We start from the raw sequence: 24,110 nt of genomic DNA on the forward strand, positions 1-24,110 counted from the left end.
TGGCTCCTCGCGTCTGCATCACCCGCCGAGCTTAGAGCCTGCCGCCGCCGCCACGAACCGGGTGATGGCCTCCGGGTGAGCGGCAGGGTGGGTGTGCAGGTAGCCCGCGTGCACCCCGCCCCGGACCGCTCCGTCGGTGACTGGCCGCCGCTGTGCGTCGGTGAACGTCCAGGCCGGAGCCCGAGTGTCAGTGAAAGTAGCTGCGGTGCGATGGAATTCGTGTCCGGTGACGCGATAGCCCGCGGCGTGCAGCGAGGAATCTACAACCGCGACGGCGTCGCGGTATCCGAGGGTCAGCCGTTCGGTGAACCGCGCCGAGCCGGGCAGCACCCCACACATCGGCGTCCCATCGAGATCGTCGAGCAGATAGGTCAGACCGGCACATTCGGCATGTACCGGCGCGCCACAGCCAGCGAGATCGCGGATCTGCTCGCGCACAACGTCGTTGGCGGATAACTCGGCGGTGAACTGCTCGGGGAAGCCGCCCGGCAGTATCAGCGCATCGGTGCCGGGCGGCAACGGGTCGGTCAGCGGATCGAACTCGACGACGACCGCACCGGCCGCACGCAGGAGCTCACCGTGCTCGGCGTATCCGAAGCTGAAGGCCTTGCCCGCCGCGAGCGCGACCGTGATCTCGGCCACCGGCCGGGCAACGACCGGGGACCACGGCTCGGCAGCCACGTGCGCCGCGGCGACGGAACGCACCGCTGCGAGGTCAACATGACTGGCCACCAGCGCGGTCATCGCGGCCACCGCCGCGATCGCCCGACGGCCGTGCTCGACGGCCGTGACGAGACCTAGATGCCTTGACGGAACCGATAGTTCGTCGTTGCGCGGAATCACACCGAACACCGGCACCCCGGCTTGCTCACAGGCCTGTCGCAGCACCTGCTCGTGCCGGGCCGAGCCGACCCGGTTGAGGATCACCCCGGCAATGTGCACATCGGGGTCGAAGGTCGCGAAGCCGTGCAGCAGTGCGGCCACGCTGTGACTCTGCCCACGCGCATCGACCACCAGCACCACGGGAGCGCCCAGCAGACCGGCAACCTGTGCGGTGGAGCCCCGGGGCGTGCCGTGCATCCGATCATCGATACGCCCGTCGAAGAGTCCCATCACCCCTTCGACGACGGCGATGTCAGCACAGTAACTGCCGTGCCGGTACAGCGGACCGATCAGCTCGGCACCGACCAGCACCGGATCGAGGTTGCGTCCCGGCCGACCGGCGGCCAGGGCGTGGTAGCCCGGGTCGATGAAATCCGGGCCGACCTTGAACGGCGCCACCGTGTCGCCGGCACGGCCCAGCGCGCCGATCAGACCTGTTGCCACCGTTGTCTTCCCGCTGCCTGAGGCCGGTGCGGCGATAACCACTCCCGGCGTCGTGGTGCTGGTGCTGGTGCTGGCGCTCACCCCAGCACCGCGAGCGTGCGCGTCTGTTGCCCGACACGCCGTCTCACACCGGCATTCCCCGCACGCTCAGCACCGGCGAGCGTGCGCCGCCGCCGTCCCGCTACCACTCGATACCCTTCTGGCCCTTGCGGCCGGCATCCATGGGGTGCTTGATCTTGGTCATCTCGGTGACCAGGTCAGCGGCGTCGACCAGTTCCTGCGGCGCGTCGCGACCAGTGATCACCACATGCTGCGTGCCCGGGCGCGCGGTAAGAGTCGCAACGACATCGGAGACATCCACCCAACCCCACTTGAGCGGGTAGGTGAACTCGTCGAGCACGTAGAAGTCGTGTTGCTCGGCAGCCAGCCGACGGGTGATCTCGGCCCACCCGTCCGCGGCGGCCGCAGCGTGGTCGACATCGGTGCCGTGCTTGCGGGTCCATGACCAACCCGAGCCCATCTTGTGCCACTCCACCGGTCCACCGGTGCCGTGTTCATCATGCAGCCGGCCAAGCTCACGGAACACGGCCTCCTCCCCCACTTTCCACTTCGCACTCTTGACGAACTGGAACACCGCAACCCGGAACCCCTGGTTCCACGCCCGCAGTGCCATACCGAAGGCAGCGGTGGATTTCCCCTTACCCGGCCCGGTGTGCACAGCCAGCAGGGGTGCGTTGCGACGGGCTTTGGTGGTCAGCCCATCATCGGGAACGGTCAGCGGCTGGCCCTGAGGCATGGGGCGGTCCCTCTCTGCGCAGCTACGCCGCGTCGGCCCGGGCCGTGACGAGCCGGGTCAGGCTGTCGGCGTGCAGCTGTTCTAGTCGCACGGCAGGAGCGCCCAGTTGATCGGCCAGTTGCTCCGCCAAACCCAGGCGCACAAAAGATGTTTCGCAGTCCACCACGACAGCCGCAGCTCCTTCGGCGACCAGGAGCGCGGCGGCGGCGCGGGTACGGCCCAGCGGGTCGGGACCGCCGGTGGCCCGACCGTCGGTGAGCAGTACCACCAGCGGACGCCGCGCCCGGTCCCGGGCCCGCTCTCGCACCACCACGTCGCGGGCCGCCAACAAGCCTTGTGCCAGTGGGGTTTTCCCGCCGGTGTCGAAACGCGCCAAGCGTCGGCTGGCTATGTGCACCGAGGACGTCGGCGGCAATAGCACCCGCGCATCCTGCTGACGGAACGTGATCACTGCGACCTTGTCCCGGCGCTGATAAGCATCGCGCAGCAAGGACAGTGTCGCGCCACCCACGGCCGACATACGGTCGCGCGCGGCCATCGACCCGGAAGCATCGACGACGAAGATCACCAGGTTGCCTTCGCGGCCCTCGCGGATCGCGCGCCGCACGTCATCGGGCGTCGGGCGGGCCCGGCCTGGCTGCCGCTGCCGACCGGCTGCAGCCAACAGCGTGCCGAACACGTGCAGGCCCTGCCCGGCACCGGGTTCGGCTGTGGCCGCGATCGGCGTCCCGGTGCGATTGCGTGCCCGCGACCGCCGGCCCGGCGCACCCTCGCCGACTCCGGGCACCACCAGCGCCTTGGTGCGGAACACCGCCGCGGGCGGCGCGCTGGGACGGTTCGGCACGGCCTTCGAATTACCTTGTGAGGGCTGACTTTCCGGAGAGGTTCCGGAGCAGCCACCGCCACCGGGCGGATCGGGATCGAACTCGGGATCGTCGTCCACGCTCGGCGGCGACGCGGCCTCGGCCGCCTGCGTCATCGCCTCGTCCAGACGTTCGGGATCCAACCCCGGGTCGTCGAACGGATCGCGGCGACGCCGATGCGGTAATGCCAATTCGGCGGCCACCCGGACGTCTTCTTCCTCGACCGTCGTTGCCCCACGCCACGCGGCATGCGCCACCGCGGTGCGGGCCACCACCAAATCGGCTCGCATACCGTCGACGTCGAACGCCGCGCACAGTGCGGCGATCCGACGTAATTCGTTGTCGGGCAACACAACTGAATTTACCGCGATCCGCGCCTCGGCGATTTTCCTGGACACCTGCGCGTCGGCATCGGCGTAACGACGCACGAACGCCTCGGGATCGGCCTCGAACTCCATCCGGGCCCGGATCACCTCGACCCGTACCTCGACGTCACGCGAGGCCGCGACGTCGACCGTCAGCCCAAACCGGTCCAGCAGCTGCGGCCGCAGTTCACCCTCCTCGGGGTTCATCGTCCCGATCAGCACGAACCGGGCCTCGTGGGAGTGCGAGATGCCGTCGCGCTCAACGTGCACCCGGCCCATCGCGGCGGCGTCGAGCAGCACGTCGACGAGATGGTCGTGCAACAGATTGACCTCGTCGACGTAGAGCACCCCGCCATGGGCCCTGGCCAACAGACCCGGCGAGAATGCGTGTTCGCCGTCACGGAGCACCTTTTGGAGATCCAGCGAACCGACCACCCGATCCTCGGTCGCGCCGATCGGCAGCTCGACGAGCCTCGCATCGTCATCGACCGCAGACAGCACCGTCGCCAGGGCGCGTACCGCGGTCGACTTGGCGGTGCCCTTCTCGCCGCGGATCAACACCCCGCCGATCTCGGGCCGCACCGCGCACAACACCAAGGCAAGACGTAGTCGGTCCTGCCCGACGATCGCGCTGAACGGATAGGTGTGCTGGGTCATGAAGCGCTCGTCAGTCATATCGGCTCCTCGCGCAAGCGCTCGTCGCTACGGACCCCGGGGCGCACCATCGGCACGTGCGGGATACCGTCATCGAGATATTCGTCCCCATCACGCACAAAGCCGTGGCGGGAGTACATCTCCTCGAGGTAGGTCTGGGCGTCGATATGGCACGGATAGTCGCCGACCTCGGCCAAGGCGGCCTGCATCAGCCGGGTGGCATGCCCCTGGCCGCGCGCATCGCGCTTGGTGCACACCCGCCCGATCCGAAAGGCCTTCTCCCCTCCGGGATGTTCCTCCATCAGCCGCAGCGTGGAGATCACCTCGCCGTAGGGGCCTTCGAGCCAGAAATGCCGGGTTTCCGCGAGGAGGTCACGACCGTCCAGCTCGGGGTATGGGCATGCCTGCTCCACCACGAAAACCTCGATCCGCAGCTTGAGCAACTCGTAAAGCGTTGCGGCGTCGAGGTCCTTGGCCCAGCTGCGACGAGGAGCGACGGTCATATGCCCACCCCCGTTACGCGTCGGCCGGGGTGTCGAGCTGCAACGCCCGGGTACCCCACGCCCACACCTCCTCATACAGCTTCGGCTCGCTGGACAGTTTGGTGCCCAGCGACGGCACCATCTCCTTGAGCTTGGGTGTCCAGCCCTGATAGCGGTCGGCAAAGCACCGTTCGAGCACGTTGAGCATGGCGGGCACCGCGGTGGACGCCCCGGGAGACGCACCCAGGAGGCCGGCGATGCTGCCGTCGGACGCGGAGAGCACAGTGGTGCCGAATTCGAGCACACCACCGGCGCCGTTACGCCGAATCACCTGCACGCGCTGTCCGGCGACATCCAGCTCCCAATCGGAATCGACTGCGCTGGGCGCGAATTCGCGCAGTGTGTCGACCCGGTCAGCCTCGCTCAGCAACAGCTGGCCGACGAGGTAGTTCACGAGACCGATCTCGGTGAGCCCGACCCCGAGCATTGACATGATGTTGTTGGGCTTGACCGACAACGGCAGGTCGGTGACCTTGCCCTGCTTGAGGAACTTGGGTGACCATCCCGCGAACGGGCCGAACAGCAGCCACGACTTACCGTTGATCACGCGGGTGTCCAGGTGCGGCACCGACATCGGCGGGGCACCCAGCGGCGGTAGCCCGTACACCTTGGCCTGATGATCTGCGGTCAACGCCGGGTTGTCGGTACGCAGGAATGCCCCCCCGACTGGGAACCCGCCGAACCCTTTGGCCTCCGGGATGCCGGATTTCTGCAGCAGCGGCAGCGCCCCGCCCCCGGCGCCGACGAACACGAACTTGGCGTTGATCTTGCGCTTGGTGCCGGTGCGACGGTTGACAACCTTGAGCGTCCAGCTGCCGTCGGATTCCTTGTGCAGATCGCGCACCTCGTGTCCGAACAGCGTGTCCATACCGCGCTGAGCGGCGAAACCGATCAGCTGACGCGACAGTGAGCCGAAGTCGACGTCGGTGCCGGTCTGGGTCCAATTCAACGCCACAGGGTCGGAGAAGTCGCGGCCCTTGGCCATGAGCGGCAGCCGACGAGAGAACTCATCCTTGTCGTCGATGAACTCCATCGAGGCGAACAGCGGATTGCCCACCAGCGCGTCGTAGCGACGCTTGAGGTAGTCGACGTTCTGCGCGCCGTGCACGAAGCCGACATGCGGGATCGGATTGAGGAAACTGCGGACATCGGGCAACACGCCGTTCTCGGCCGCGTAGGCCCAGAACTGCCGCGACACCTGGAACTGCTCGTTGATGTTGACGGCCTTGGTGATGTCGATGGTGCCGCCGGTGCTCTCCGGGGTGTAGTTGAGCTCGCACAGCGCGGAGTGCCCGGTGCCCGCGTTGTTCCATGGGTCGCTGCTCTCGGCGGCGGCGGCATCTAGGCGCTCGATGAGGGTGATGGACCAGTCCGGTTCCAGCAGCCGGATCAACGCACCCAACGTGGCGCTCATGATCCCCGCACCCACCAGGACGACGTCGGTCTTCTCGGTCCCAGCTACCTCTGCGTCAGACACCTGAATCGCTCGTCCTTCATGTTGCAATGTTGCAGCGCACGTCACCGTCGACGGCTGTTTCTCCTGCCAAGATTATCGTGACCCGACCGATCGGTGAGCGGGCGTACCAGTGCTGTCGGTCACCCCAGCAGCCGCTACCGCCAGTAAGGTGAACCCGTGACGTCACGGGAGCCCACCTGGGTGCCGGATGTACTACCCGGCTTCTGGCAGCACACGATCACGCTCGGGCCGGATCCCGACGGCGAGGGCGATCTGGTTGCCACGCTGGTGCGCCGAGGTGACGGCGGTGCTGCCGGTGGCGCCGGGCATTCGGTCCTGGCCCTGCACGGCTACACCGACTACTTCTTCCACACCGAGCTCGCCGACTGGTTCGCCGAGCGTGGATTCGCCTTTTACGCGATCGATCTACACAAGTGCGGCCGGTCCCGGCACGAGGGCCAGACCCCGCACTTCACAACCGACCTGAGCCGCTACGACATCGAACTGACCCGAGCGTTGGAGATCATCGCCGCCGACACCGGCGGTGCCCGAGTCTGCCTGTGCGGCCACTCCGCCGGTGGCCTGATCGTGACGCTGTTCCTCGACCGACTGCGCCATCGCGGCGGAATGGCCGACCACAACGTCGGTGGCCTGATCCTCAACAGCCCGTTCTTCGACCTACACGGCCCGGCAATCCTGCGGACCGCACCGACCTCGGCCGCGCTGATCGCGCTCGCCCGGCTGCGCAAGCTGAGTGTGGCGCGCAAACCCACCGAAGGTGGTTACGGCACGAGCCTGCACCGCGACTACGGCGGTGAGTTCGATTACAACCTCGACTGGAAGCCGTTGGGTGGCTTCCCCATCACATTTGGGTGGATCAACGCGATCCGGCGCGGCCAGGCCCGGCTGCACCGCGGGCTGGATGTCGGGGTACCCAGTCTGATCCTGCGGTCAGACCACAGCGTCACCGAAACCCCCGACCCCGCAGTCATCCAGCGCGGCGACGCCGTGCTCGACGTCAGCCAGATCGCGCGGTGGGCCGGGTGCGTCGGCAACCGCAGCACGATCGTCCCGATCACCGACGCCAAGCACGACGTCTTCCTGTCGCTGGCCGAACCGCGGGCCGCCGCCTACCGCGAGCTCAACCGGTGGCTGGTCAGCTACCTGGATCCACAATCGCAGTCGAGCGCAATACCTTCCGGATAGAGGTTGACGTGGAACACTACGACCTGACGATCATCGGCACCGGTTCGGGCAACAGCGTTCTCGACGAGCGCTACGCCGGGAAGAAGGTGGCGATCTGCGAGCAGGGCACCTTCGGCGGAACCTGCCTCAACGTCGGCTGCATCCCGACGAAGATGTTCGTCTACGCCGCCGAAGTAGCCGACACGATCCGCGACAGCGCGAAGTACGGCATCGACTCCCACATCGACAAGGTGCGCTGGCCCGACATCGTGTCACGGGTGTTCGGCCGCATCGATCCGATCGCGGCCGACGGCGAACGGTACCGCCGCTCCGATGAGAACATCACGGTGTACCCCGGACACACCCGATTCGGCCCGAAACTGCCCGACGGTCGCTACACCCTGCGCACTGAGGACGGCGATGAGTTCAGCTCTGATCAGGTGGTCATCGCCGCGGGGTCCCGCATCCGGATCCCACCCGCCATCGCGCAGTGCGGCGTCACGTACTACACCAGCGACGACATCATGCGGATTCCCACGCTGCCCGAGCATCTGGTGATCGTCGGTGGCGGGTTCGTGGCAGCCGAGTTCGCCCACATCTTCTCCGCACTGGGAGTGCGGGTCACCATCGTGGTGCGCGGCGCCGAGCTGCTGGCACATACCGACGAGACCATCTGCCACCGGTTCACCGCGCTGGCCGCCGAGAAATGGGATCTGCGGACCCACGAGAACATCATCGGCTCCCACCAGAACGGCGATCAGATCGTTCTGGAACTCGACGACGGCGAGACCGTGCCCGCCGACGTGCTGCTCGTGGCCACCGGGCGGGTCCCCAACGGGGACCAGCTCGACGCCGAACTGGCCGGCGTGGAAGTGGACGAGGACGGGCGGGTGATCGTCGATGACTTCCAACGCACAACGGCACGTGGAATTTTCGCGCTCGGTGACGTGTCGTCGGAATACCAGCTCAAGCATGTCGCCAATCACGAGGCCCGGGTGGTCAGGGAGAACCTGCTGCGCAACTGGGACGACACGGGCAACCTCGTGCGCAGCGACCACCGGTTCGTGCCGTCGGCGGTGTTCACCAATCCGCAGATCGCCACGGTAGGCCTGACCGAGGCGGAAGCCCGCGATGCCGGCTACGACCTCGTGATCAAGGTGCAAAACTACGGCGACACCGCGTACGGCTGGGCTATGGAGGACACCACCGGCATCGCCAAGCTCATCGGCGAACGCACCACCGGGAAGATCCTCGGCGCACACATCATGGGCTATCAGGCGTCGTCGATCATCCAGCCGCTGATCCAGGCGATGAGCTTCGGCCAGACCGCCGCCGACGTAGCCCGCGGGCAGTACTGGATCCATCCGGCGCTGCCCGAGGTGATCGAGAACGCGCTGCTGGGGCTCGCCGACTAGGTCTGCGTGCTCCAGCGTTCCTCGATCCGGCCGAACCGCCAGATGGCCAGGGCGGCGATCCAGCTGACCACGAAGATGCCGACGATGGCAAAGCCCGCGAATTCCAGGTCGGCCGAGCCGATCACCGCGAGCGGACCCGAGGTGATGCCGAGACGATCCACCAGCAGACCGGCCAGCACGATGACCCCGATGACCAGCGCGACGATCACCGAGAGCACCGTGACCGTCAGGTTGTAATAGACCTTGCGGACCGGCTGCAGAAACGCCCAGCCGTAGGCCCGCGTCATGAAGATGCCGTCAAGGGTGTCGAACAGACTCATGCCCGCGGCGAACAGCACCGGCAGCACCAGCACCGCGTACCACGGCAAGGTGAATGCAGCCGTCCCGGCCGCCAGTACCAACAACGCCACCTGGCTGGCCGTGTCGAATCCCAGCCCCATCAGGAACCCGACCGGGTACAGATGCCACGGCTTGTTCACCCGCCCCATCACCCGGCCGAGCAGGCGGGCCATAAAGCCCCGACGGCTGAGCTGGCGTTCGAGCTCCTGCTCGTCGAGCTCGCCGGTGCGCATCGCCCGGAACACCTTGGCGATCCCCACTGCGGCAATCAGATTCGTCAACCCGATCAGGATCAGGAACGTTCCAGCCACCAGCGAACCGATCAGGCCAAGGGTCTGCAACATCGGCGAGCCCTCGTCCTGAACCGGGCCGACCAGTGCCCGCACACCCAGCGCGAGCAACAACGCCAGGCCGAACACCACACTCGAATGTCCCAGCGAGAACCAGAAACCCGCAGACAGTGACCGAGTGCCCTCCCCGACCAGTTTGCGGGTGGTGTTGTCGATGACGGCGATGTGGTCGGCATCGAAGGCGTGCCGCACACCAAGCAGATAGGCGGTGACGCCGAGGCCCACACCGAAGACCCCGGCCGATCCGAGCGTGATGTGTTGCGGCGCCACGCCGATTACCAGCACACCCCAGCCGATGATGTGTAACAGTGCCACGAATCCGCCTGTGGTGGCGATCGACACCCAGTCGGCGCGGTCGAAGCGGGTGGCGGTGGTGCTCTCGGTCAACGTGCCGATGCTCATCGACCGAGCGTAGAACTCATCTTTTCATCTGTCTAGATAAACAGATAATCTCATCCGTGCCGGGCGCCGAGCCAGTGCAGCAGATCGTGGACGACCTCGTCCTCCAGACGGTAACTGACCATTCGCCCCACCCGGACCGAGCTCACCCAGCCCTGATCGCGGAGCACCCGAAGGGCCTGCGAGACGGCATTCTCCGAGCGTCCCAGCGCGCCGGCCAGGTCTCCGACGCAGATGCCGGGCGCCTTGTGCAGACACAACAGGATCTCGAGTCGGTGCGGATCGGACAGCAGGTCGAAACGCCGCGCCCAGCCCGCGGTGTCGACGTCGGCCAACGCTGAGGTTGCCCGCTCGATCTGCACCTGGCTTTCGGGCTGGTCCACGCTTCGAATGTAGCCCAGCGCGGTCAGTCCAAGAAGCCCTGCAACAGCGCGGCGGACCCAGCGACGTGGGCCAGCATCGCCTGCCAGGATCGCTATGACGATGGCCTCGTGCTGTTCGTCGGAGTGCGCGATGTTGCGCGCCAGCAGCGGGATCCGGTCGAGCAACGCATTGCCCAACCGGACCGGACGCAGCAGAGTATCGGCCGTCACCTCGGGGGCGGAGGCGGCCGGTTGCTGCGAGTCCGGCTCGGCTGTCATGGCGAGCTACCAGGGTGTGACATAGGCCGAGCTGATGCCACCGTCGACCAGGAACGTCGAACCCGTGATGAACGATGCGTCATCGCTGGCAAGGAACGCGACTGCGGCCGCCACCTCCTCGGGTTCGGCGAACCGGCCCAGCGGGATGTGCACCAGGCGCCGCGCCGCGCGCTCGGGGTCTTTGGCGAACAGCTCCTGCAATAGCGGAGTGTTCACCGGCCCGGGGCACAGCGCGTTGACCCGGATGCCGCTGCGCGCGTACTGCACACCGAGCTCGCGCGACATCGCCAACACCCCGCCCTTGGACGCGGTGTAGGAGATCTGTGATGTCGCCGAGCCCAGCACCGCGACGAACGACGCGGTGTTGATGATCGACCCCTTGCCCGCAGGCACCATGTGCCGCAGTGCGGCCCGGCACGACAAATACACGCTCTTGAGGTTGACGTCCTGCACCCGCTGCCACGCCGGCAGTTCGGTGTTCTCAATGAGGTCGTCGTCCGGCGGCGAGATCCCGGCATTGTTGAACGCGATGTCGACGCTGCCGAATGTCGAAGCGGCCGTGTCGAAGAGATTGTCCACGGCAGCCTGATCGGCGACGTCGACGGCGACGAACAGACCTTCGAGTTCGTCGGCAGCGGCCTTGCCTGTGCTGGGGTCGATGTCACCCACCACAATCATGGCGCCCTCGGCGTGCAGCCGCTTGCCGGTGGCAAGCCCGATGCCGCTGGCACCGCCCGTGATGACGGCTACCTTGCCGGCCAGTCGTTGGGTCAGATCCATTACCGGGACTCCTCTGTTCGATCTTCTATGGCGAAAAAGACGTTCTTGGTCTCGGTGAAAGACAGGGGCGCATCCGGTCCCAGCTCACGGCCAAGACCGGACTGCTTGAAGCCGCCGAAGGGCGTGTTGTACCGGACCGACGAATGCGAGTTGACGCTCAGATTGCCCGACTCGACCGCGCGGGATACCCGCAGGGCACGTGACAGGTTGTCGGTCCAGATGGAGCCCGACAGCCCGTAGGGGGTGTCGTTGGCGAGCTCGACGGCTTCGGCTTCGTCGTTGAACGGCAGTACCGTGACCACCGGGCCGAAGATCTCGTCAGTCACCGCACGGTCGGTACGCTGCGGGGTGAGAACCGTTGGTGGGAACCAGAATCCGAGGCCATTCGGAGCGGAACCCCGAAATGCGACGGGAGCGTCATCAGGTACGTAAGAGGCCACCGACTCCCAGTGCGGACGCGACACCAATGGCCCCATCTCCGTGGCACGCACCGTCGGGTCACCGAGCCCACCGCCGTTGCGCAGCCTTGGCGCGGGCCACCGCGTCGTCGACCGCCGCCTCGCCGAGTAGTTCGACGGTGCGCAGGACCTCCTCGGTGGCCGGATTGATGACTTGGCTGACGCTCATGAAACCCTCTCTGTCGCATAGGATCTGGCGGATTCCACCAGGCCACTGAACAGTCGGACGTCATCGAGGCGTTCCTCGGGATGCCATTGCACCGCCAGCACGAACACGTCACCCGGGAGCTCGATGGCTTCGACAACACCATCGCTGGTGTCGCGAGCACCGACCACCAGACCCTCACCGAGCCGGTCGATGGCCTGGTGGTGATAGCACTGCACGTCGGAGCGACCCCCGATCAGCGCGGCGAGCCGAGTACCCGGCACCGTCTGCACCGACGACGTACTGAACACCGCATTGCCCCGCTGATGCCGGGTATGGCCGAGCCCGTCGGGCAGATGCTGGTGCAGCGTGCCACCGAGGGCGACGTTGAGCACCTGCGCACCGCGGCAGATCCCGAGCAGCGGTAGCCCGCGCCTCAGCGCGGCGCGCACGAGGGCGAAATCCCATTCGTCGCGGTGGCCCACAGGTTCGTCGGTCGACGGATGACGCGGCCGACCGTACCGAGCCGGGTCGACGTCACGCCCGCCGGTGATCACCAACCCGTCGAGCCCGTCGAGGACCCGCTCGGCGATCTGACCGCCGTCGGGTTGCGGCGGCAGCAGCACCACGGTGCCACCACCCCGGTTCACTCCTTCGACGTAGGCGGCGGGCAGGAAACTGGCGTTCACATCCCACACGCCGGTCTGCGCCCGCTGCAGGTAGGTGGTCATCCCGACCACCGGACGAGCCTGCCCGTCAGCGCCGTCCAAAACCCGCACCCTTTCTGTCCGACGATTACTTCCGACAATCCGACCATTGCAATCGCGACGGACCGGGCGATCTTCTCCCAAATATGCACGATCTCACCCTCGACGCATTCGGTTCAGCGAATCCTGGCTCGCGAGTTCGCCGGACCTGACCAGATTTGACGGAAGCGGGTGCGTACGCGCCCAACCTGAGTACATGCCCGATAGGCATCAGCCTGAACTGGGAGAACCGGCTGGGACACGCAGCAGATGAGACACCGGCGCCCAATGCTTGTAGGGTCGAATTGATGTGTGGAGCCACCGGCGAGGTGCGTCTCGATGGCCGGTCACCCGATATTGCAGCGGTGTCGGCCATGACAGAGGCGATGGCGCCCAGGGGTCCGGACGCGGCCGGAGTGTGGTCGCAAGGCCGGGTCGCCCTGGGCCACCGCAGACTGAAAATCATTGACCTGACCGAATCTGCCGCCCAGCCGATGGTCGACTCCGAACTGGGGTTGACCGTTTGCTGGAACGGCTGCATCTACAACTATCGAGAACTGCGCCGTGAATTGTCCGGGCACGGCTACCGGTTCTTCTCGCACGGCGACACCGAGGTGCTGCTCAAGGCGTATCACCACTGGGGTGACCGCTTCGTCGAGCATCTCAAGGGCATGTTCGCGTTCGCGATCGCCGAGCGCGAGACCGGCCGGGTCCTGCTGGGGCGCGACCGACTCGGCATCAAACCGCTGTATCTAACCCAGGATCCGCACCGAATCCGGTTTGCGTCGACGCTGCCGGCACTGCTTGCAGGTGGCGAGGTCGACACCCGGATCGACCCGGTCGCGCTGCACCACTACCTGACGTTCCATTCTGTGGTGCCGCAGCCACGCACAATCTTGCGCGGGGTGAGCAAGGTGCCACCCGCGTCGGTGGTCGCCATCGAGCCCGACGGCGCCGTCCGCACCACGACGTACTGGTCGCCGGATTTCAGCCGCCACGCCGACCGCGCCGACTGGTCGGAACGGGATTGGGAGGACGCGGTACTGGAATCGCTGCGGCTGGCGGTCGAACGCCGCTTGGTCGCCGATGTTCCGGTGGGCTGCTTGCTCTCCGGCGGTGTCGACTCCAGCCTGATCGTCGGGCTGCTAGCCGAGGCCGGCCAGCAGGGCCTGGCCACCTTCTCGATCGGCTTCGAGTCGGTCGGCGGCGTGGCCGGCGACGAATTCAAGTACTCCGACATCATCGCCGAGCGGTTCGGCACCGCGCACCATCAGATCCGGATCGGCACCGACCGGATGCTGCCCGCCCTCGGCGATGCCATCGATGCGATGAGCGAACCGATGGTCAGTCACGACTGTGTGGCGTTCTTTCTGCTCAGCCAAGAGGTGGCCAAGCACGTCAAGGTGGTGCAATCCGGGCAGGGCGCAGACGAGGTTTTCGCCGGCTACCACTGGTATCCGCCCATGGCCGAGTCGAGCGCCGCCACGCTCGACGGAGCGGTGGCCGGCTATCGCGGGGCGTTTTTCGACCGGGACAGCGCCGGAGTGAACACACTGATCAGCGACGCGTATCGGGCCGCGACCGCGGATCCCAGTGGGGCTTTCGTCACGGACCACTTCGCCGTTCCCGGGGCACAGACCGGGGTGGACCGCGCGCTGCGCCTGGACACCACGGTGATGCTGGTCGACGATCCGGTCAAACGCGTCGACAACATGACGATGGCGTGGGGCCTGGAGGGCCGGGTCCCGTTCCTCGACCACGAACTGGTGGAACTCGCCGCGACCTGCCCGCCCGAGCTGAAGACCTCTCACGGCGGCAAGGGTGTGCTCAAACAGGCTGCGCGACGGGTGATCCCGGCAGAAGTGATCGACCGGCCGAAGGGTTACTTCCCGGTGCCTGCACTGACCCATCTGGAAGGCCCGTACCTCGACATGGTCCGCGATGCGCTCTACGCACCGGAAGCAAAGGAACGCGGGCTGTTTCGGCCGGAGGCCGTCGACCGGCTGCTGGCCGATCCGAACGGCCGGCTCACGCCGCTGCGCGGCAACGAGCTGTGGCAAATCGCGCTGCTGGAGTTGTGGCTTCAGCGCCACGGCATCACGGGGGCGGCGGCATGACCAGCGTCGACCCTGACGCTGGCAATCGCGCCGCGGGGCATCCGGAGAGTGATCACACCGAGGCCATCACCCTCGGACTGCACGACGCCTCTCCGCAGCACCTCGTCGACGCCATGGCCGACGATGTGGTACTCGAATTAGGTTGGGGCCGGCTGATTTTCGGGCAAACCTTCGCCGATCCCGAAAAGCTCGCCGAAGTGCTGGGTCAGGAAATCCCGGGTCGCCGTGACATCTGCATCTACGCCCGCGAGTCACACGTGCTGGTTGCCCGCTCGCCCGCCGAGCTGTTCATCGACCCGAGCCACACCTACCGGTTGCGGTTCAGCGAAGACGCGGCGGCACCGGAACCGATCGGCTTCAGCATCAGAACGCTGCGGGTCCGCGACGACGCCGACGAGATGAACCGGGTATATGTGCGCTGCGGCATGGTGCCTGCACCGGTGGAGGTCATCTGGGACAACCACATCCGCAGTTCGGCAGTGTATCTGGTGGCGGTTCGCGACAGCGACGGCTCGGTGATCGGCACCGTGACCGGCGTGGACCACCAGAAGCTGTTCGGCGATCCGGAAAACGGATCGAGCCTGTGGTCGCTCGCCGTCGATCCGACCGCCGGGCTACCCGGGGTGGGCGAGGCACTGACCCGCACCCTGGCCGGCATCTTCCGCGACCGGGGCCGAGCCTATATCGACCTGTCCGTGGCCCATGACAACTCCGCGGCGATCGGGCTGTACGAGAAGCTCGGGTTCCAGCGGGTGCCGGTGCTGGCCGTCAAACGCAAGAACGCCATCAACGAGCCACTGTTCACCCTTCCCCCGGAAACCGTCGACGACCTGAATCCGTACGCGCGCATCATCGCCGACGAGGCGATGCGTCGTGGGATCTGGGTCGAGGTGCTCGACGCCGGCGCGGGCGAGATGCGCCTGTCGCACGGCGGGCGCAGCGTCGTCACCCGGGAGTCGTTGTCGGAGTTCACCTCCGCGGTGGCAATGGCGCGCTGCGACGACAAGCGCCAAACCCGGCGTATCGTCTGCGAGGCCGGTATCACGGTGCCCAACGGTCGGCTGGCCACGTTCGGCGACGCTGATCACGAGTTTCTGGCCGAGGTCGGCGATGTCGTAGTCAAGCCCACCCGCGGCGAACAGGGCAAGGGCATCACGGTCGGGGTCGGCAGCGACGCCGAGTTGGACGCTGCGCTGGAGCGGGCTCGTGAGCAGCACCCCGAGGTACTCATCGAACAACGCGCTCCCGGCGACGATCTACGCTTGGTGGTGATCGACGGCAAGGTGGTGGCGGCCGCGATCCGAAAACCGGCTGAGATCACCGGGACTGGAGCACACACCGTCCGCGAGCTCATCGAGGCGCAGAGCCGCCGCCGAGCCGCCGCGACCGGTGGAGAATCCCGCATTCCGATGGACGACATCACGTCGGCCACGGTGGCCGAGGCGGGGTGGACGTTAGACGACGTGCTGCCCGAGGGCGAGCATCTGCGGGTGCGCCGCACGGCGAACCTGCATCAGGGCGGCACCATCCACGATGTCACCGCGGAGGTGAATCCCGAGCTGTGCCGCGTAGCCGTGACGGCAGCCGACGCCATCGGCATCCCGGTCACCGGCATCGACCTGTTGGTGCCCGACATCACCGGCCGCGAGTACGTGTTCATCGAAGCCAACGAGCGTCCGGGGCTGGCCAACCACGAACCACAGCCCACCGCAGCAGCTTTCATCGATTACCTGTTCCCCGGGCAACCCGGACTGCCGCAGGCCTGGATGCCGTCGCAGACGCCCTGACCGCGCGCGGCCGGCTACCAGGTGCTGGTGCGCATCACGATCTCGGCGGCCAGCTGCGCGGTCGACTCCTGCGCGTTGCGCCTGCCGAGCATCTCCACCAGACGGAAGTCGCCGTAGACGTAGCGCTGGCTGGCCTTGGCCACCGCGCGCGCGGCCGGCGTGCTGACCAGAGCGGTGGTGTTCATCTCCACCGCGGGGCAGTCCTCATCGCGGATCACCCCGGTGAGGTCGGCAACGCGTGGGTGCCCGCGGTCCACCACGACCAGGCTGGTGAATCGGTCCAACCGGGTCGCTGCCAGTTCCCAGGCCAGCTCGCCACCGAGCCGATCCCCCACCAGCACCGCCCACTTGACATCGAGTGAGTCGAGAATGCCGACCACGGATTTGGTGGTCAGTCGTGGATCTGGCGGGATGATGACGGTTCGGAGCGCCGCAGTATGCAACCGTTGGCATACCGCGCCGTACGCCGCGGGACCATGATGGCCGGCTCCGAGCAGCACGACCGCCGAGCCCTTCTCAGGCCCGTCCACGTCGACGGGCACCGAGAAGCCGTCGAGCGTCGTCACGCTGGTCAACATTGGGACAACCTACCGCTCGACGCTGGCATGCGGGTGGGAATCAGCCGGTCCTTAACGCCGACGTAAACGGTTCTGGCAGAGCGGATATGTCAACGGGCCTCGATGCGCTGCACCTGGTGGTCGAACGCCTCGAGAAAGGTCTGCGGCAACGTGGCTTTGACGGGTATGGCCGGGTTGTGGGTCGGGAACGTGACCCCGAACACCGACCAGGACCCGATGTTCTCGAACGCGAAGTAGGCACTGCTCTCCGCCCCGGCCAGCTGCATGGTCTGTTGGTAGACCAGCTCCGACGGCCGCTGTGTCGGCAGCTTGGTGGTGGTGATCAGGATGCCTTCGTCGGCCGGGTCGAAGAAGGTGTGGAATTGCGCGCACCGCTGCGCGGTCGCGTCGAGCTGGTTAAGCGGCAGCGGTGAGCTCAGCACGGTGATGACCATGCGCGCACCGTCGTAGGACACCACGTACTTGCCCGCGCTACCTGGGCCTCTCTCGGCCGAGCGGGCGATGACCCGGGTGAGCCCGTCGGAGCAGCCTTGCGGATTCGACAGCATGGCCGGCGGCGCACCTGCGCCATCGGGCTCGCCGGGCTTCTCGACGATGCGGTCGTACTGCACTCCGGCCGGGAAATCTTCTGCGGTGAGCAGGACCTTCTCCAGGGTGGCGCCGGGCCAGGTCGGGGTGCCCGACACTACGGATGCACAACCGGTGAGCAGCAGCACTGCCAGCAATGGCACACCTATGCGGACCCTGGTCATGGGCTCAGGCTACTCACTCGGCCGTGCAGCACCGTGCTCATGGTGGGTCGGCGCGGCGGACCGTGAGCCAGCAGGTCCATGATGGCGTCGGTGTCTAGGTGCGCCGCGAGCAGATCGGCCATCAGGTCCAGCTGTGCGTCACGCCGCGCGGCGACGTCGATGTCGTCGGCAACGACGAATCCAGTGCGCCCCGCGGCCTCGGCGGCCTCGGTGAGCCAGGCTCGGCGTACCGCGTCGTTGTCGAGGAGACCGTGCCAGTGCGTGCCGTAGACGGCATCGTGCCGGATGCCTACACCGAGCCAATCCTGTTCCTCGGCACCGACCAGCCTGCCGTGATGGATCTCGTAGCCGTACAGTGGAGTTTCCCAGTGCCGCAACGTCTTTTCCGGTTCGAATACGATGTCGGCGGCCAGCAGTCCGAGACCCTCGACAGTGCCCTCACCCGACTCTACGGAGTCGTCGATCCGGCGGCACAGCATCTGAAACCCGCCACACACTCCCAGCACGGCCCGGCCCTGCAGGGCGTGCGTGCGGATCGCCTCGGCGAGGCCTCGCTCGGTCAACCAGGCCAGATCACTGACGGTGGCCTTGCTGCCGGGGATCACGATGGCGTCGACACCGCTCAGGTTCGCCGCGTCGGCCACCCACCGCACGTCGACCCCGGGTTCGCACGCCAGCGCCTCGATGTCGGTGGAGTTGGAAATGCGCGGCAGCCGGATAGCCGCGACCGTCAAGGTCTGTGCGCCGCGCGGCGGCTGCGGCGAGCCGACCAGCCCGCCCGCCAACACCGATGCCGAATCCTCGGTGTCCAGCCAGATTCCGTCGTGAAACGGGATGATGCCGTATGTCGGCCTGCCGGTCAGCTCCTGCAGCTGTCGCAGACCGGGTTCCAGGAGTGCTGGGTCACCTCGAAACTTGTTGACGATGAATCCTGCGATGAGCGCTTGGTCGGCGGGTTCGAGGACCGCGACGGTGCCATGCAGATGTGCCAGCAGTCCGCCGCGGTCGATGTCGCCGACCAATACCACCGCCAGCTGTGCGGCGCGCGCCAAGCCCATGTTCGCCAAATCCGTTGCCCGCAGGTTGACCTCGGCGGGCGAGCCGGCACCTTCACAGATCACGACATCGAATTCGGTTCGTAGGGAGGACAGTTCGTCGGCCACCACTGCCGCGAGCCGGTCCCGGTGGGCGAAATAGTCGCTCGCGGCCACTGATCCGGCCACGCGGCCGCGTACCACCAATTGGGAGGTGCGGTCAGATCCGGGTTTGAGCAGGATCGGGTTGAACCGGGTGTGCGGTGCCAGCCCCGCAGCGCGGGCCTGCATGGCCTGAGCCCGGCCGATCTCGCCGCCGTCGACGGTGACCGCCGAGTTGTTGGACATGTTCTGCGCCTTGAACGGCGCCACCCGCACGCCCCTGCGCGCCAACAAACGACACAGACCGGCGACCACCATCGATTTTCCGGCGTCCGAGGTGGTGCCGGCGACCAGCAGTGCGCCGCTCACCGGTCCTGCGCGAACTTTTCCCACGCGAGCAATAGCTCCTATGTCAAGCCGCTGCTGATTGTGGCGGCTGACTGGGGGTTTGGTGGTCGGGGTGGCCGGCGTCGCGGCGGAGGGCTTGGTAGACGCGGCGGGCGATGCGGCGTTTGACGCAGCGCCGGGCGGCGGCTTTGGTTTTCCCGGCATCGACCAGCTTGTGGTAGTAGATCTGCCCGGCGCTGCCGGTCATGCGGATCTGGGTGACGGCGATGCGGTGGAGGGCAGTGTTGAGTTGACGGTTACCGGCGCGGCTGAGCCGCATCTGCCCGGCGCTGGCCCCCGACCACGCCGGGATGGGCGCGACTCCGGCGTGACAGGCGAACGCCGCCTCACTGGTGAACCGGGTGACGCCGGCGGCTTCGCCGACGATCTTGGCCGCAGTCAGCTCCGCGCAGCCGGGGATCTCCAGCAGCGCCGGGGCGGACCGGTGCGCGCTGGCCGCCAAACGCTTGGCTAAGGCGTTGATCTCGCTGGTGAGTCGGATGATGTCGGTCAGCTCTGCGCGGGCAATTTCGGCGACCAGACCCGGCAGCTCCGTCAGCCAGGCCATGAGCGTCTGCTGCTGCTTGACGGCACTGAGTGAGCCCACCGCGGCGGCCCGCTCGGGATCGAGGTCATGGGCATGCCAGAGCAACCGGTTGATCGCCGAGGTACGTTGTGCTACAAGGACATCACGGCGATCGGTCAACAGTTTGAACTCCCGCGACGTCTCGTCATGAGACGCCACCGGCAGGTCGGGTTCCCGCAGCACCGCCCGGGCCACCGCGAGCGCATCGATCGGATCGGACTTGCCCCTCACCCGCGCGGACTTGCGGGTCTGGGCCATCAGCTTGGTGGGCACCCGGACCACTTTTTGCCCGGCGCCCAGCAGGTCACGTTCCAGGCGCGCGGACATGTTGCGGCAGTCCTCGATGCCCCAGATCAGCTCGGTGCCGAACTGCTCGCGCGCCCACGTGATGGCCGTGTGGTGCCCGGCGGTGGTGGCCTTGACGGTCTTCTCGCCGAGCTTGCGTCCAACCTCGTTGACCGCGACAAAGGTGTGGCTGCGCTTGTGTACATCGGCTCCAACAACAACCATGGTGGTTGCCTCCTTCAGTCATGAAGAGGGGGTGTATTGAGGTTGGGCCGGGCGGCGGACACTTCTCAGTCGGGGCGATGCCACGCTCCTATCAAGTCACGCCGTCCGGTCCTTCTCATCTGGTGCCGGCACTACTGCTCAACGCCAACCCCCCAAAAAAGGGGCGGCAGACGCGAAATGAGCCAGACACCAGATGATCCGGAACCAACCACCGCACGCGGGGTCTGTCACCTCGACACACCGCAACACAGCACCCTCACAATGACACTGAGACGTGAAAGTCCCCGAAACGCCGAGGTTTCGGGGACTTTCACGTCTGCTCGCGGGTACTGCTAGCCCGTGTAGGTGGCGGGGTCCGGTCGGAACCGCGTGCCGTCGTCGAGGCCGTTGAGGGTTGTCACCTCGTCGTCGGTGAGGGCGAAGTCGAACACGTCGCGGTTGGAGGCAATCCGCTCCGGCTTGGTCGACCGGGAGATCACGATGTTGCCCAGTTGGATGCTCCAGCGGATCAACACCTGGGCCGCGGTCTTGCCATGGGTCTGAGCGATGGCGGTGACGGCGGAGTTGTCCAGAAGGTTGCCGACCCCGAGCGGGCTGTAGGCCTCGGTGGTGATGTTGTTCGCGGCATTGGCTGCGCGCCAAACGCTCTGATTGAGCAGCGGGTGCAGTTCGATCTGGTTCACTGCCGGCGTGTAGAAGGTCAGGCCGATGATGGTGGACAGATCCTCCGGACTGAAGTTTGCAACTCCCACGGAGCGGGAGAGGCCATCGTCCTTGATCTTTATCAGGGCTCCCCAGCTGTCGACGTACTTGCTGGTGTCGCCGGCGGGCCAGTGAATGAGGTAGAGGTCGACGTAATCGAGGCCGAGCCGTTCGAGGCTGGCGCGGGCCGCGTTCTGCGAAGACTGGTAGCCCTGATCGGGCGTGGCCAGCTTGGTGGTGACGTAGATGTCTTCGCGCGGGATGCCTGATGCGGCGATCGCGCGACCTACGCCGGCCTCGTTCCCGTAGGCGGTGGCGGTGTCGATCAACCGGTAGCCCGCTTGCAGCGCGGCCGAAACCGCCTGTTCGGCTTCGGAATCCGACAGCGCTCCGACACCGAGACCGACAACCGGAATCGCATGGCCGTCATTGAGCGCGACGGTGGGAATCGCTGCCCCGTCGGATGGGGTCATGTTACCTACCCTGTGAAGTTGAAGGTTCGAGGATCGGGACCCAACCGCGTTCCGTTCTCGAGTGACGCGATGGACGCCATGTCCTGCTCGCTCAGCTCGAAACCAAACACGTCGAAATTGCTCGCAATCCGTTCGGGGTTCACCGACTTGGGGATGACGATATTACCCAGCTGGATGTGCCACCTGATCAGAACCTGCGCCGGTGTTTTCCCATGTTGTGCGGCGATGCCGGTGATCGTCGGGTCGATCAGCAGCGAGCCCTGACCCAGCGGGCTCCACGCCTCGGTGGCGATCCCGTACTGGGCATGAACTTCGCGCAGTGCGTGCTGCGGCAACAGGGGATGCAGTTCGATCTGGTTGACCGCGGGCACGATGCCGGTGGCGTCGATCAGAATCTTCAGGTGCTCCGGTTCGAAGTTGCTGACGCCGATCGACCGGACGCGGCCCCGATCCCGCAGGTGGGCGAATGCCTTGAAGGTGTCGACATAGGCATTCTTGGCGGGCACCGGCCAGTGGATCAGGTAAAGGTCCAGGTAATCCACTGCGAGCCGGTTCAGACTGGCGTCGAATGCGGCGAGTGTGGCGTCGTACCCATGGTCGCCGTTCCACAGTTTCGTGACGAGGAAAACCTCCTCGCGCGGCACCCCCGCACCTGCCAGCGCCAGACCCGTCTCAACCTCGTTCTGGTAGGCAGCTGCAGTATCGATATGGCGGTAGCCGGCCTGAAGGGCGGCTGTCACGGCTCGTTCGGTGTCGTCTGGCGGGGTTTGCCAGACACCCAAGCCGACCTGAGGTATCGAATTGCCGTCGTTGAGAGTGACGCGCGGATTCACAGAGGGAACTGCCATGCATGAAAGTCTGCCAGGTCGGGGCAACGCTAAGCAGGTCCTGCTCCGGCATCGCACCCGAGGATCCGGTCATCTCGCCGCTGCTCACCGAAGACCTGTCGGGACTGCCTCCTGCGCTGGTCTTCACTGCGGGGTTCGATCCGCTGCGCGACGAGGGTAACCGCTACGCGGCGGCGGTAGCGCCACGGCAACCACGGCGATGATCTCTGCCGTGCGGGCACATCTCAGCCACGCCTGAGGTCGACACCCGAAGTGCCCTGGAAGGTCGCCGGTACGCTTAACGCCGTGGCCAAACCCAAGAAGACCGCCAAATACGACTTGAAGGCAGCGGATCGCAAACGAAACCTGCTGATCCAGATCGGTCTGACCGCCGTTGTGGTGGTGTTCGCCGCGGTGCTGGTGTTCTACATCGTCATGAACGGGAACAAGAAGCCCGCCACGGGTGAGGCCAAGGCCATCCGAGTGGCGTCGAGCAGCGTGATCACCAAAGAAGGCACCAGCGAACCCAAGGTGGTGCTGTCGTTCTACGAGGACTTCCTCTGCCCGGCCTGCGGCGCCTTCGAGCGTGCCTTCGGTCCGACCATCAACAAGATGATCGACACCGGCGCAGCGGCTGCCGACTACCACATGGTGGCCATCTTGGACCGCGCCGGCGACGGGTACTCGTCGCGCGCCGGCAATGCGGCCTACTGCGTTGCCGACGAGTCCATCGAGGCGTTCCGGCGTTTCCACTCCGCGCTCTACACCAAAGAGCTGCAGCCGCAGGAAGGCGGCGGCATCTACCCGGACAACGCTCGGCTGATCGAGCTTGCCCGCCAGGCCGGTGCAGTCGGCAAGGCGCCGGACTGCATCACCAAGGGCACTTACGTTGACATGGTGAAGGGCATGGCCGCGGCAGCGGGCATCAACTCAACACCGACCATCCGGATCAACGGCGAGGACTACCAGCCCAGCACGCCCGATGCGATGGTCGCCAAGGTTAAGGAAATCGTCGGTGACGTGCCGGGGCTGACCGTCGTCACCCCGCAGGCCCCGGCGCCTGCGGCTCCCGCCGCAGGTGCGCCGGCCGCACCGCAGGCGCCCGCGGTTCCGGCGGTGCCCGGGTCATGACCGTGACCACGCAGTCGCAGACCGAATCCGGGCGATCCGCCGGACGGCCGGGCGTCGAGGTCTCCACGGCCAGTGCCCTATGGGTGCTGATAGCCGGGGTGGTCGGCCTGGCCGCCGCGCTGACCCTGACGTACGAGAAGATCGAAATACTGATCAACCCGAAGTACGTCCCGTCCTGCAGCATCAATCCGGTGCTGTCCTGCGGCTCCGTGATGGTTACCCGGCAGGCGTCGGTGTTCGGCTTTCCCAATCCGATGATCGGTATCGTCGCGTTCACCGTCGTCCTGGTCACGGGGATCCTGGCAGTCGCGAAGGTGCGTCTACCGCGGTGGTACTGGGGCGGTCTGGCCGTCGGCACCCTGCTCGGTGCCGTTTTCGTGCACTGGCTGATCTTCCAGAGCCTGTACCGCATCGGCGCGCTGTGCCCGTATTGCATGGGGGTCTGGGCGGTGACCATTCCGCTGCTGGTGGTGGTCTCCTCGATCGTTCTGGAGCCGTTGCACGACAACGCGGTCTTGCGGGTCGTCCACCAGTGGCGCTGGTCGCTTGTGGCGTTGTGGTTCGCCGCGGTGATCCTGTTGATCATGGCGAGGTTCTGGAACTACTGGTCGACGCTGCTGTAACGGCGCCGGTGTGCACCCGGGTGACAATGGTGAAGCTAGGG

Annotated in this window: 21 protein-coding genes and 3 pseudogenes; 7 read left to right on the top strand and 17 right to left on the bottom strand. The window is 66.5% G+C overall.

Features of this window, described 5'->3' with window-relative positions:
* Positions 1 to 18: 18 nt before the first annotated feature.
* From B133_RS0109540 to mqo, 5 genes are all read right to left on the bottom strand, one after another.
* Entirely contained in the window at positions 19 to 1,407 is a 1,389-nt protein-coding gene (locus B133_RS0109540) for a cobyrinate a,c-diamide synthase (protein ID WP_018600712.1), read from the bottom strand.
* A gap of 100 nt (positions 1,408 to 1,507) precedes the next feature.
* The gene (gene cobO / locus B133_RS0109545; protein WP_018600713.1) at positions 1,508 to 2,122 is read right to left on the bottom strand and encodes a cob(I)yrinic acid a,c-diamide adenosyltransferase; all 615 of its coding nucleotides are present in this window, start codon (positions 2,120 to 2,122) and stop codon (positions 1,508 to 1,510) included.
* Between the two features lie 22 nt (positions 2,123 to 2,144).
* A complete protein-coding gene (locus tag B133_RS0109550; protein WP_026256203.1) occupies positions 2,145 to 4,007 on the bottom strand; it encodes a magnesium chelatase subunit D family protein in 1,863 nt (620 codons plus the stop codon).
* A 14-nt stretch (positions 4,008 to 4,021) separates the two neighbouring features.
* Positions 4,022 to 4,507, bottom strand: a complete 486-nt coding sequence (locus B133_RS0109555; RefSeq protein WP_018600715.1) for a GNAT family N-acetyltransferase — start codon at positions 4,505 to 4,507, stop codon at positions 4,022 to 4,024.
* A gap of 13 nt (positions 4,508 to 4,520) precedes the next feature.
* On the bottom strand, positions 4,521 to 6,023 hold the full coding sequence (mqo, locus tag B133_RS0109560) for a malate dehydrogenase (quinone) (protein ID WP_018600716.1): 1,503 nt from the start codon (positions 6,021 to 6,023) through the stop codon (positions 4,521 to 4,523).
* A 180-nt stretch (positions 6,024 to 6,203) separates the two neighbouring features.
* Between mqo and B133_RS0109565 the strand changes: the two genes are divergently transcribed.
* Both B133_RS0109565 and mtr read left to right on the top strand, forming a co-directional pair.
* A complete protein-coding gene (locus tag B133_RS0109565; RefSeq protein WP_026256204.1) occupies positions 6,204 to 7,208 on the top strand; it encodes an alpha/beta hydrolase in 1,005 nt (334 codons plus the stop codon).
* Between the two features lie 8 nt (positions 7,209 to 7,216).
* Positions 7,217 to 8,602: a mycothione reductase gene (gene mtr, locus B133_RS0109570; protein WP_018600718.1), complete on the top strand. Its 1,386-nt coding sequence runs from the start codon at positions 7,217 to 7,219 to the stop codon at positions 8,600 to 8,602.
* Here the strand turns inward: mtr and B133_RS0109575 are convergent.
* The 6 genes and pseudogenes from B133_RS0109575 to B133_RS0109600 all read right to left on the bottom strand — a co-directional run bounded on the left by B133_RS0109575 (position 8,599) and on the right by B133_RS0109600 (position 12,445).
* The gene (locus B133_RS0109575; protein ID WP_018600719.1) at positions 8,599 to 9,693 is read right to left on the bottom strand and encodes a HoxN/HupN/NixA family nickel/cobalt transporter; all 1,095 of its coding nucleotides are present in this window, start codon (positions 9,691 to 9,693) and stop codon (positions 8,599 to 8,601) included. The genes mtr and B133_RS0109575 overlap by 4 nt on opposite strands.
* A gap of 50 nt (positions 9,694 to 9,743) precedes the next feature.
* Positions 9,744 to 10,082: a helix-turn-helix transcriptional regulator gene (locus B133_RS0109580; protein ID WP_036419085.1), complete on the bottom strand. Its 339-nt coding sequence runs from the start codon at positions 10,080 to 10,082 to the stop codon at positions 9,744 to 9,746.
* Between the two features lie 255 nt (positions 10,083 to 10,337).
* Entirely contained in the window at positions 10,338 to 11,111 is a 774-nt protein-coding gene (locus B133_RS0109585; RefSeq protein WP_018600721.1) for a 3-oxoacyl-ACP reductase, read from the bottom strand.
* A pseudogene (locus B133_RS22600) lies at positions 11,111 to 11,617 on the bottom strand (aldehyde dehydrogenase); the annotation flags it as partial. The gene B133_RS0109585 and the pseudogene B133_RS22600, both read right to left, overlap by 1 nt.
* Positions 11,610 to 11,738, bottom strand: coding sequence for an aldehyde dehydrogenase family protein (locus tag B133_RS24360; protein WP_018600723.1), 129 nt, complete (start codon positions 11,736 to 11,738; stop codon positions 11,610 to 11,612). The gene B133_RS24360 and the pseudogene B133_RS22600, both read right to left, overlap by 8 nt.
* Positions 11,735 to 12,445, bottom strand: a complete 711-nt coding sequence (locus B133_RS0109600; RefSeq protein ID WP_051088106.1) for a gamma-glutamyl-gamma-aminobutyrate hydrolase family protein — start codon at positions 12,443 to 12,445, stop codon at positions 11,735 to 11,737. The genes B133_RS24360 and B133_RS0109600 overlap by 4 nt, the downstream gene beginning before the upstream one ends.
* Positions 12,446 to 12,768: 323 nt before the next feature.
* On the opposite strand from B133_RS0109600, the gene B133_RS0109605 reads away from it, so the two are divergent.
* Both B133_RS0109605 and ngg read left to right on the top strand, forming a co-directional pair.
* Positions 12,769 to 14,577, top strand: coding sequence for an N-acetylglutaminylglutamine amidotransferase (locus tag B133_RS0109605; RefSeq protein WP_018600725.1), 1,809 nt, complete (start codon positions 12,769 to 12,771; stop codon positions 14,575 to 14,577).
* On the top strand, positions 14,574 to 16,364 hold the full coding sequence (gene ngg / locus B133_RS0109610; protein WP_018600726.1) for an N-acetylglutaminylglutamine synthetase: 1,791 nt from the start codon (positions 14,574 to 14,576) through the stop codon (positions 16,362 to 16,364). Before B133_RS0109605 ends, ngg begins: the two co-directional genes overlap by 4 nt.
* A gap of 14 nt (positions 16,365 to 16,378) precedes the next feature.
* Here ngg and B133_RS0109615 read toward each other — a convergent pair whose 3' ends face one another.
* The 6 genes and pseudogenes from B133_RS0109615 to B133_RS0109640 all read right to left on the bottom strand — a co-directional run bounded on the left by B133_RS0109615 (position 16,379) and on the right by B133_RS0109640 (position 22,321).
* Positions 16,379 to 16,942, bottom strand: a complete 564-nt coding sequence (locus tag B133_RS0109615; RefSeq protein ID WP_018600727.1) for an alpha/beta fold hydrolase — start codon at positions 16,940 to 16,942, stop codon at positions 16,379 to 16,381.
* A gap of 89 nt (positions 16,943 to 17,031) precedes the next feature.
* Positions 17,032 to 17,694: a hypothetical protein gene (locus tag B133_RS0109620; RefSeq protein ID WP_026256207.1), complete on the bottom strand. Its 663-nt coding sequence runs from the start codon at positions 17,692 to 17,694 to the stop codon at positions 17,032 to 17,034.
* Complete coding sequence (locus B133_RS0109625; RefSeq protein ID WP_051088107.1) at positions 17,691 to 19,148, bottom strand: cobyric acid synthase; 1,458 nt, start codon at positions 19,146 to 19,148, stop codon at positions 17,691 to 17,693. The genes B133_RS0109620 and B133_RS0109625 overlap by 4 nt, the downstream gene beginning before the upstream one ends.
* A gap of 97 nt (positions 19,149 to 19,245) precedes the next feature.
* Positions 19,246 to 20,313, bottom strand: a pseudogene (locus tag B133_RS0109630) (IS110 family transposase); the annotation flags it as partial.
* Positions 20,314 to 20,645: 332 nt separating this feature from the next.
* Entirely contained in the window at positions 20,646 to 21,488 is an 843-nt protein-coding gene (locus B133_RS0109635) for an aldo/keto reductase (protein WP_018600730.1), read from the bottom strand.
* Positions 21,489 to 21,493: 5 nt separating this feature from the next.
* A complete protein-coding gene (locus tag B133_RS0109640; RefSeq protein ID WP_018600731.1) occupies positions 21,494 to 22,321 on the bottom strand; it encodes an aldo/keto reductase in 828 nt (275 codons plus the stop codon).
* 65 nt (positions 22,322 to 22,386) lie between these two features.
* On the opposite strand from B133_RS0109640, the pseudogene B133_RS0109645 reads away from it, so the two are divergent.
* From B133_RS0109645 to B133_RS0109655, 3 genes and pseudogenes are all read left to right on the top strand, one after another.
* Positions 22,387 to 22,574: pseudogene (locus B133_RS0109645) on the top strand (alpha/beta hydrolase fold domain-containing protein); the annotation flags it as partial.
* Positions 22,575 to 22,621: 47 nt separating this feature from the next.
* On the top strand, positions 22,622 to 23,446 hold the full coding sequence (locus B133_RS0109650; protein ID WP_026256208.1) for a DsbA family protein: 825 nt from the start codon (positions 22,622 to 22,624) through the stop codon (positions 23,444 to 23,446).
* On the top strand, positions 23,443 to 24,069 hold the full coding sequence (locus tag B133_RS0109655) for a vitamin K epoxide reductase family protein (RefSeq protein ID WP_018600734.1): 627 nt from the start codon (positions 23,443 to 23,445) through the stop codon (positions 24,067 to 24,069). The genes B133_RS0109650 and B133_RS0109655 overlap by 4 nt, the downstream gene beginning before the upstream one ends.
* Positions 24,070 to 24,110 lie beyond the last annotated feature (41 nt).

This window comes from Mycobacterium sp. 155 (genome assembly GCF_000373905.1).
Classification (GTDB): Bacteria; Actinomycetota; Actinomycetes; order Mycobacteriales; family Mycobacteriaceae; genus Mycobacterium.

Bases quoted from the DNA above. Each gene is read 5' to 3' on its own strand.
- cobO (WP_018600713.1), bottom strand. From the start codon at position 2,122: ATGCCTCAGGGCCAGCCGCTGACCGTTCCCGATGATGGGCTGACCACC.
- B133_RS0109550 (WP_026256203.1), bottom strand. From the start codon at position 4,007: ATGACCCAGCACACCTATCCGTTCAGCGCGATCGTCGGGCAGGACCGA.
- B133_RS0109555 (WP_018600715.1), bottom strand. From the start codon at position 4,507: ATGACCGTCGCTCCTCGTCGCAGCTGGGCCAAGGACCTCGACGCCGCA.
- B133_RS0109575 (WP_018600719.1), bottom strand. From the start codon at position 9,693: ATGAGCATCGGCACGTTGACCGAGAGCACCACCGCCACCCGCTTCGAC.
- B133_RS0109585 (WP_018600721.1), bottom strand. From the start codon at position 11,111: ATGGATCTGACCCAACGACTGGCCGGCAAGGTAGCCGTCATCACGGGC.
- B133_RS24360 (WP_018600723.1), bottom strand. From the start codon at position 11,738: ATGAGCGTCAGCCAAGTCATCAATCCGGCCACCGAGGAGGTCCTGCGC.
- B133_RS0109600 (WP_051088106.1), bottom strand. From the start codon at position 12,445: ATGACCACCTACCTGCAGCGGGCGCAGACCGGCGTGTGGGATGTGAAC.
- B133_RS0109605 (WP_018600725.1), top strand. From the start codon at position 12,769: ATGTGTGGAGCCACCGGCGAGGTGCGTCTCGATGGCCGGTCACCCGAT.
- ngg (WP_018600726.1), top strand. From the start codon at position 14,574: ATGACCAGCGTCGACCCTGACGCTGGCAATCGCGCCGCGGGGCATCCG.
- B133_RS0109615 (WP_018600727.1), bottom strand. From the start codon at position 16,942: ATGTTGACCAGCGTGACGACGCTCGACGGCTTCTCGGTGCCCGTCGAC.
- B133_RS0109620 (WP_026256207.1), bottom strand. From the start codon at position 17,694: ATGACCAGGGTCCGCATAGGTGTGCCATTGCTGGCAGTGCTGCTGCTC.
- B133_RS0109625 (WP_051088107.1), bottom strand. From the start codon at position 19,148: ATGGTGGTCGCCGGTCTGTGTCGTTTGTTGGCGCGCAGGGGCGTGCGG.
- B133_RS0109635 (WP_018600730.1), bottom strand. From the start codon at position 21,488: ATGACCCCATCCGACGGGGCAGCGATTCCCACCGTCGCGCTCAATGAC.
- B133_RS0109655 (WP_018600734.1), top strand. From the start codon at position 23,443: ATGACCGTGACCACGCAGTCGCAGACCGAATCCGGGCGATCCGCCGGA.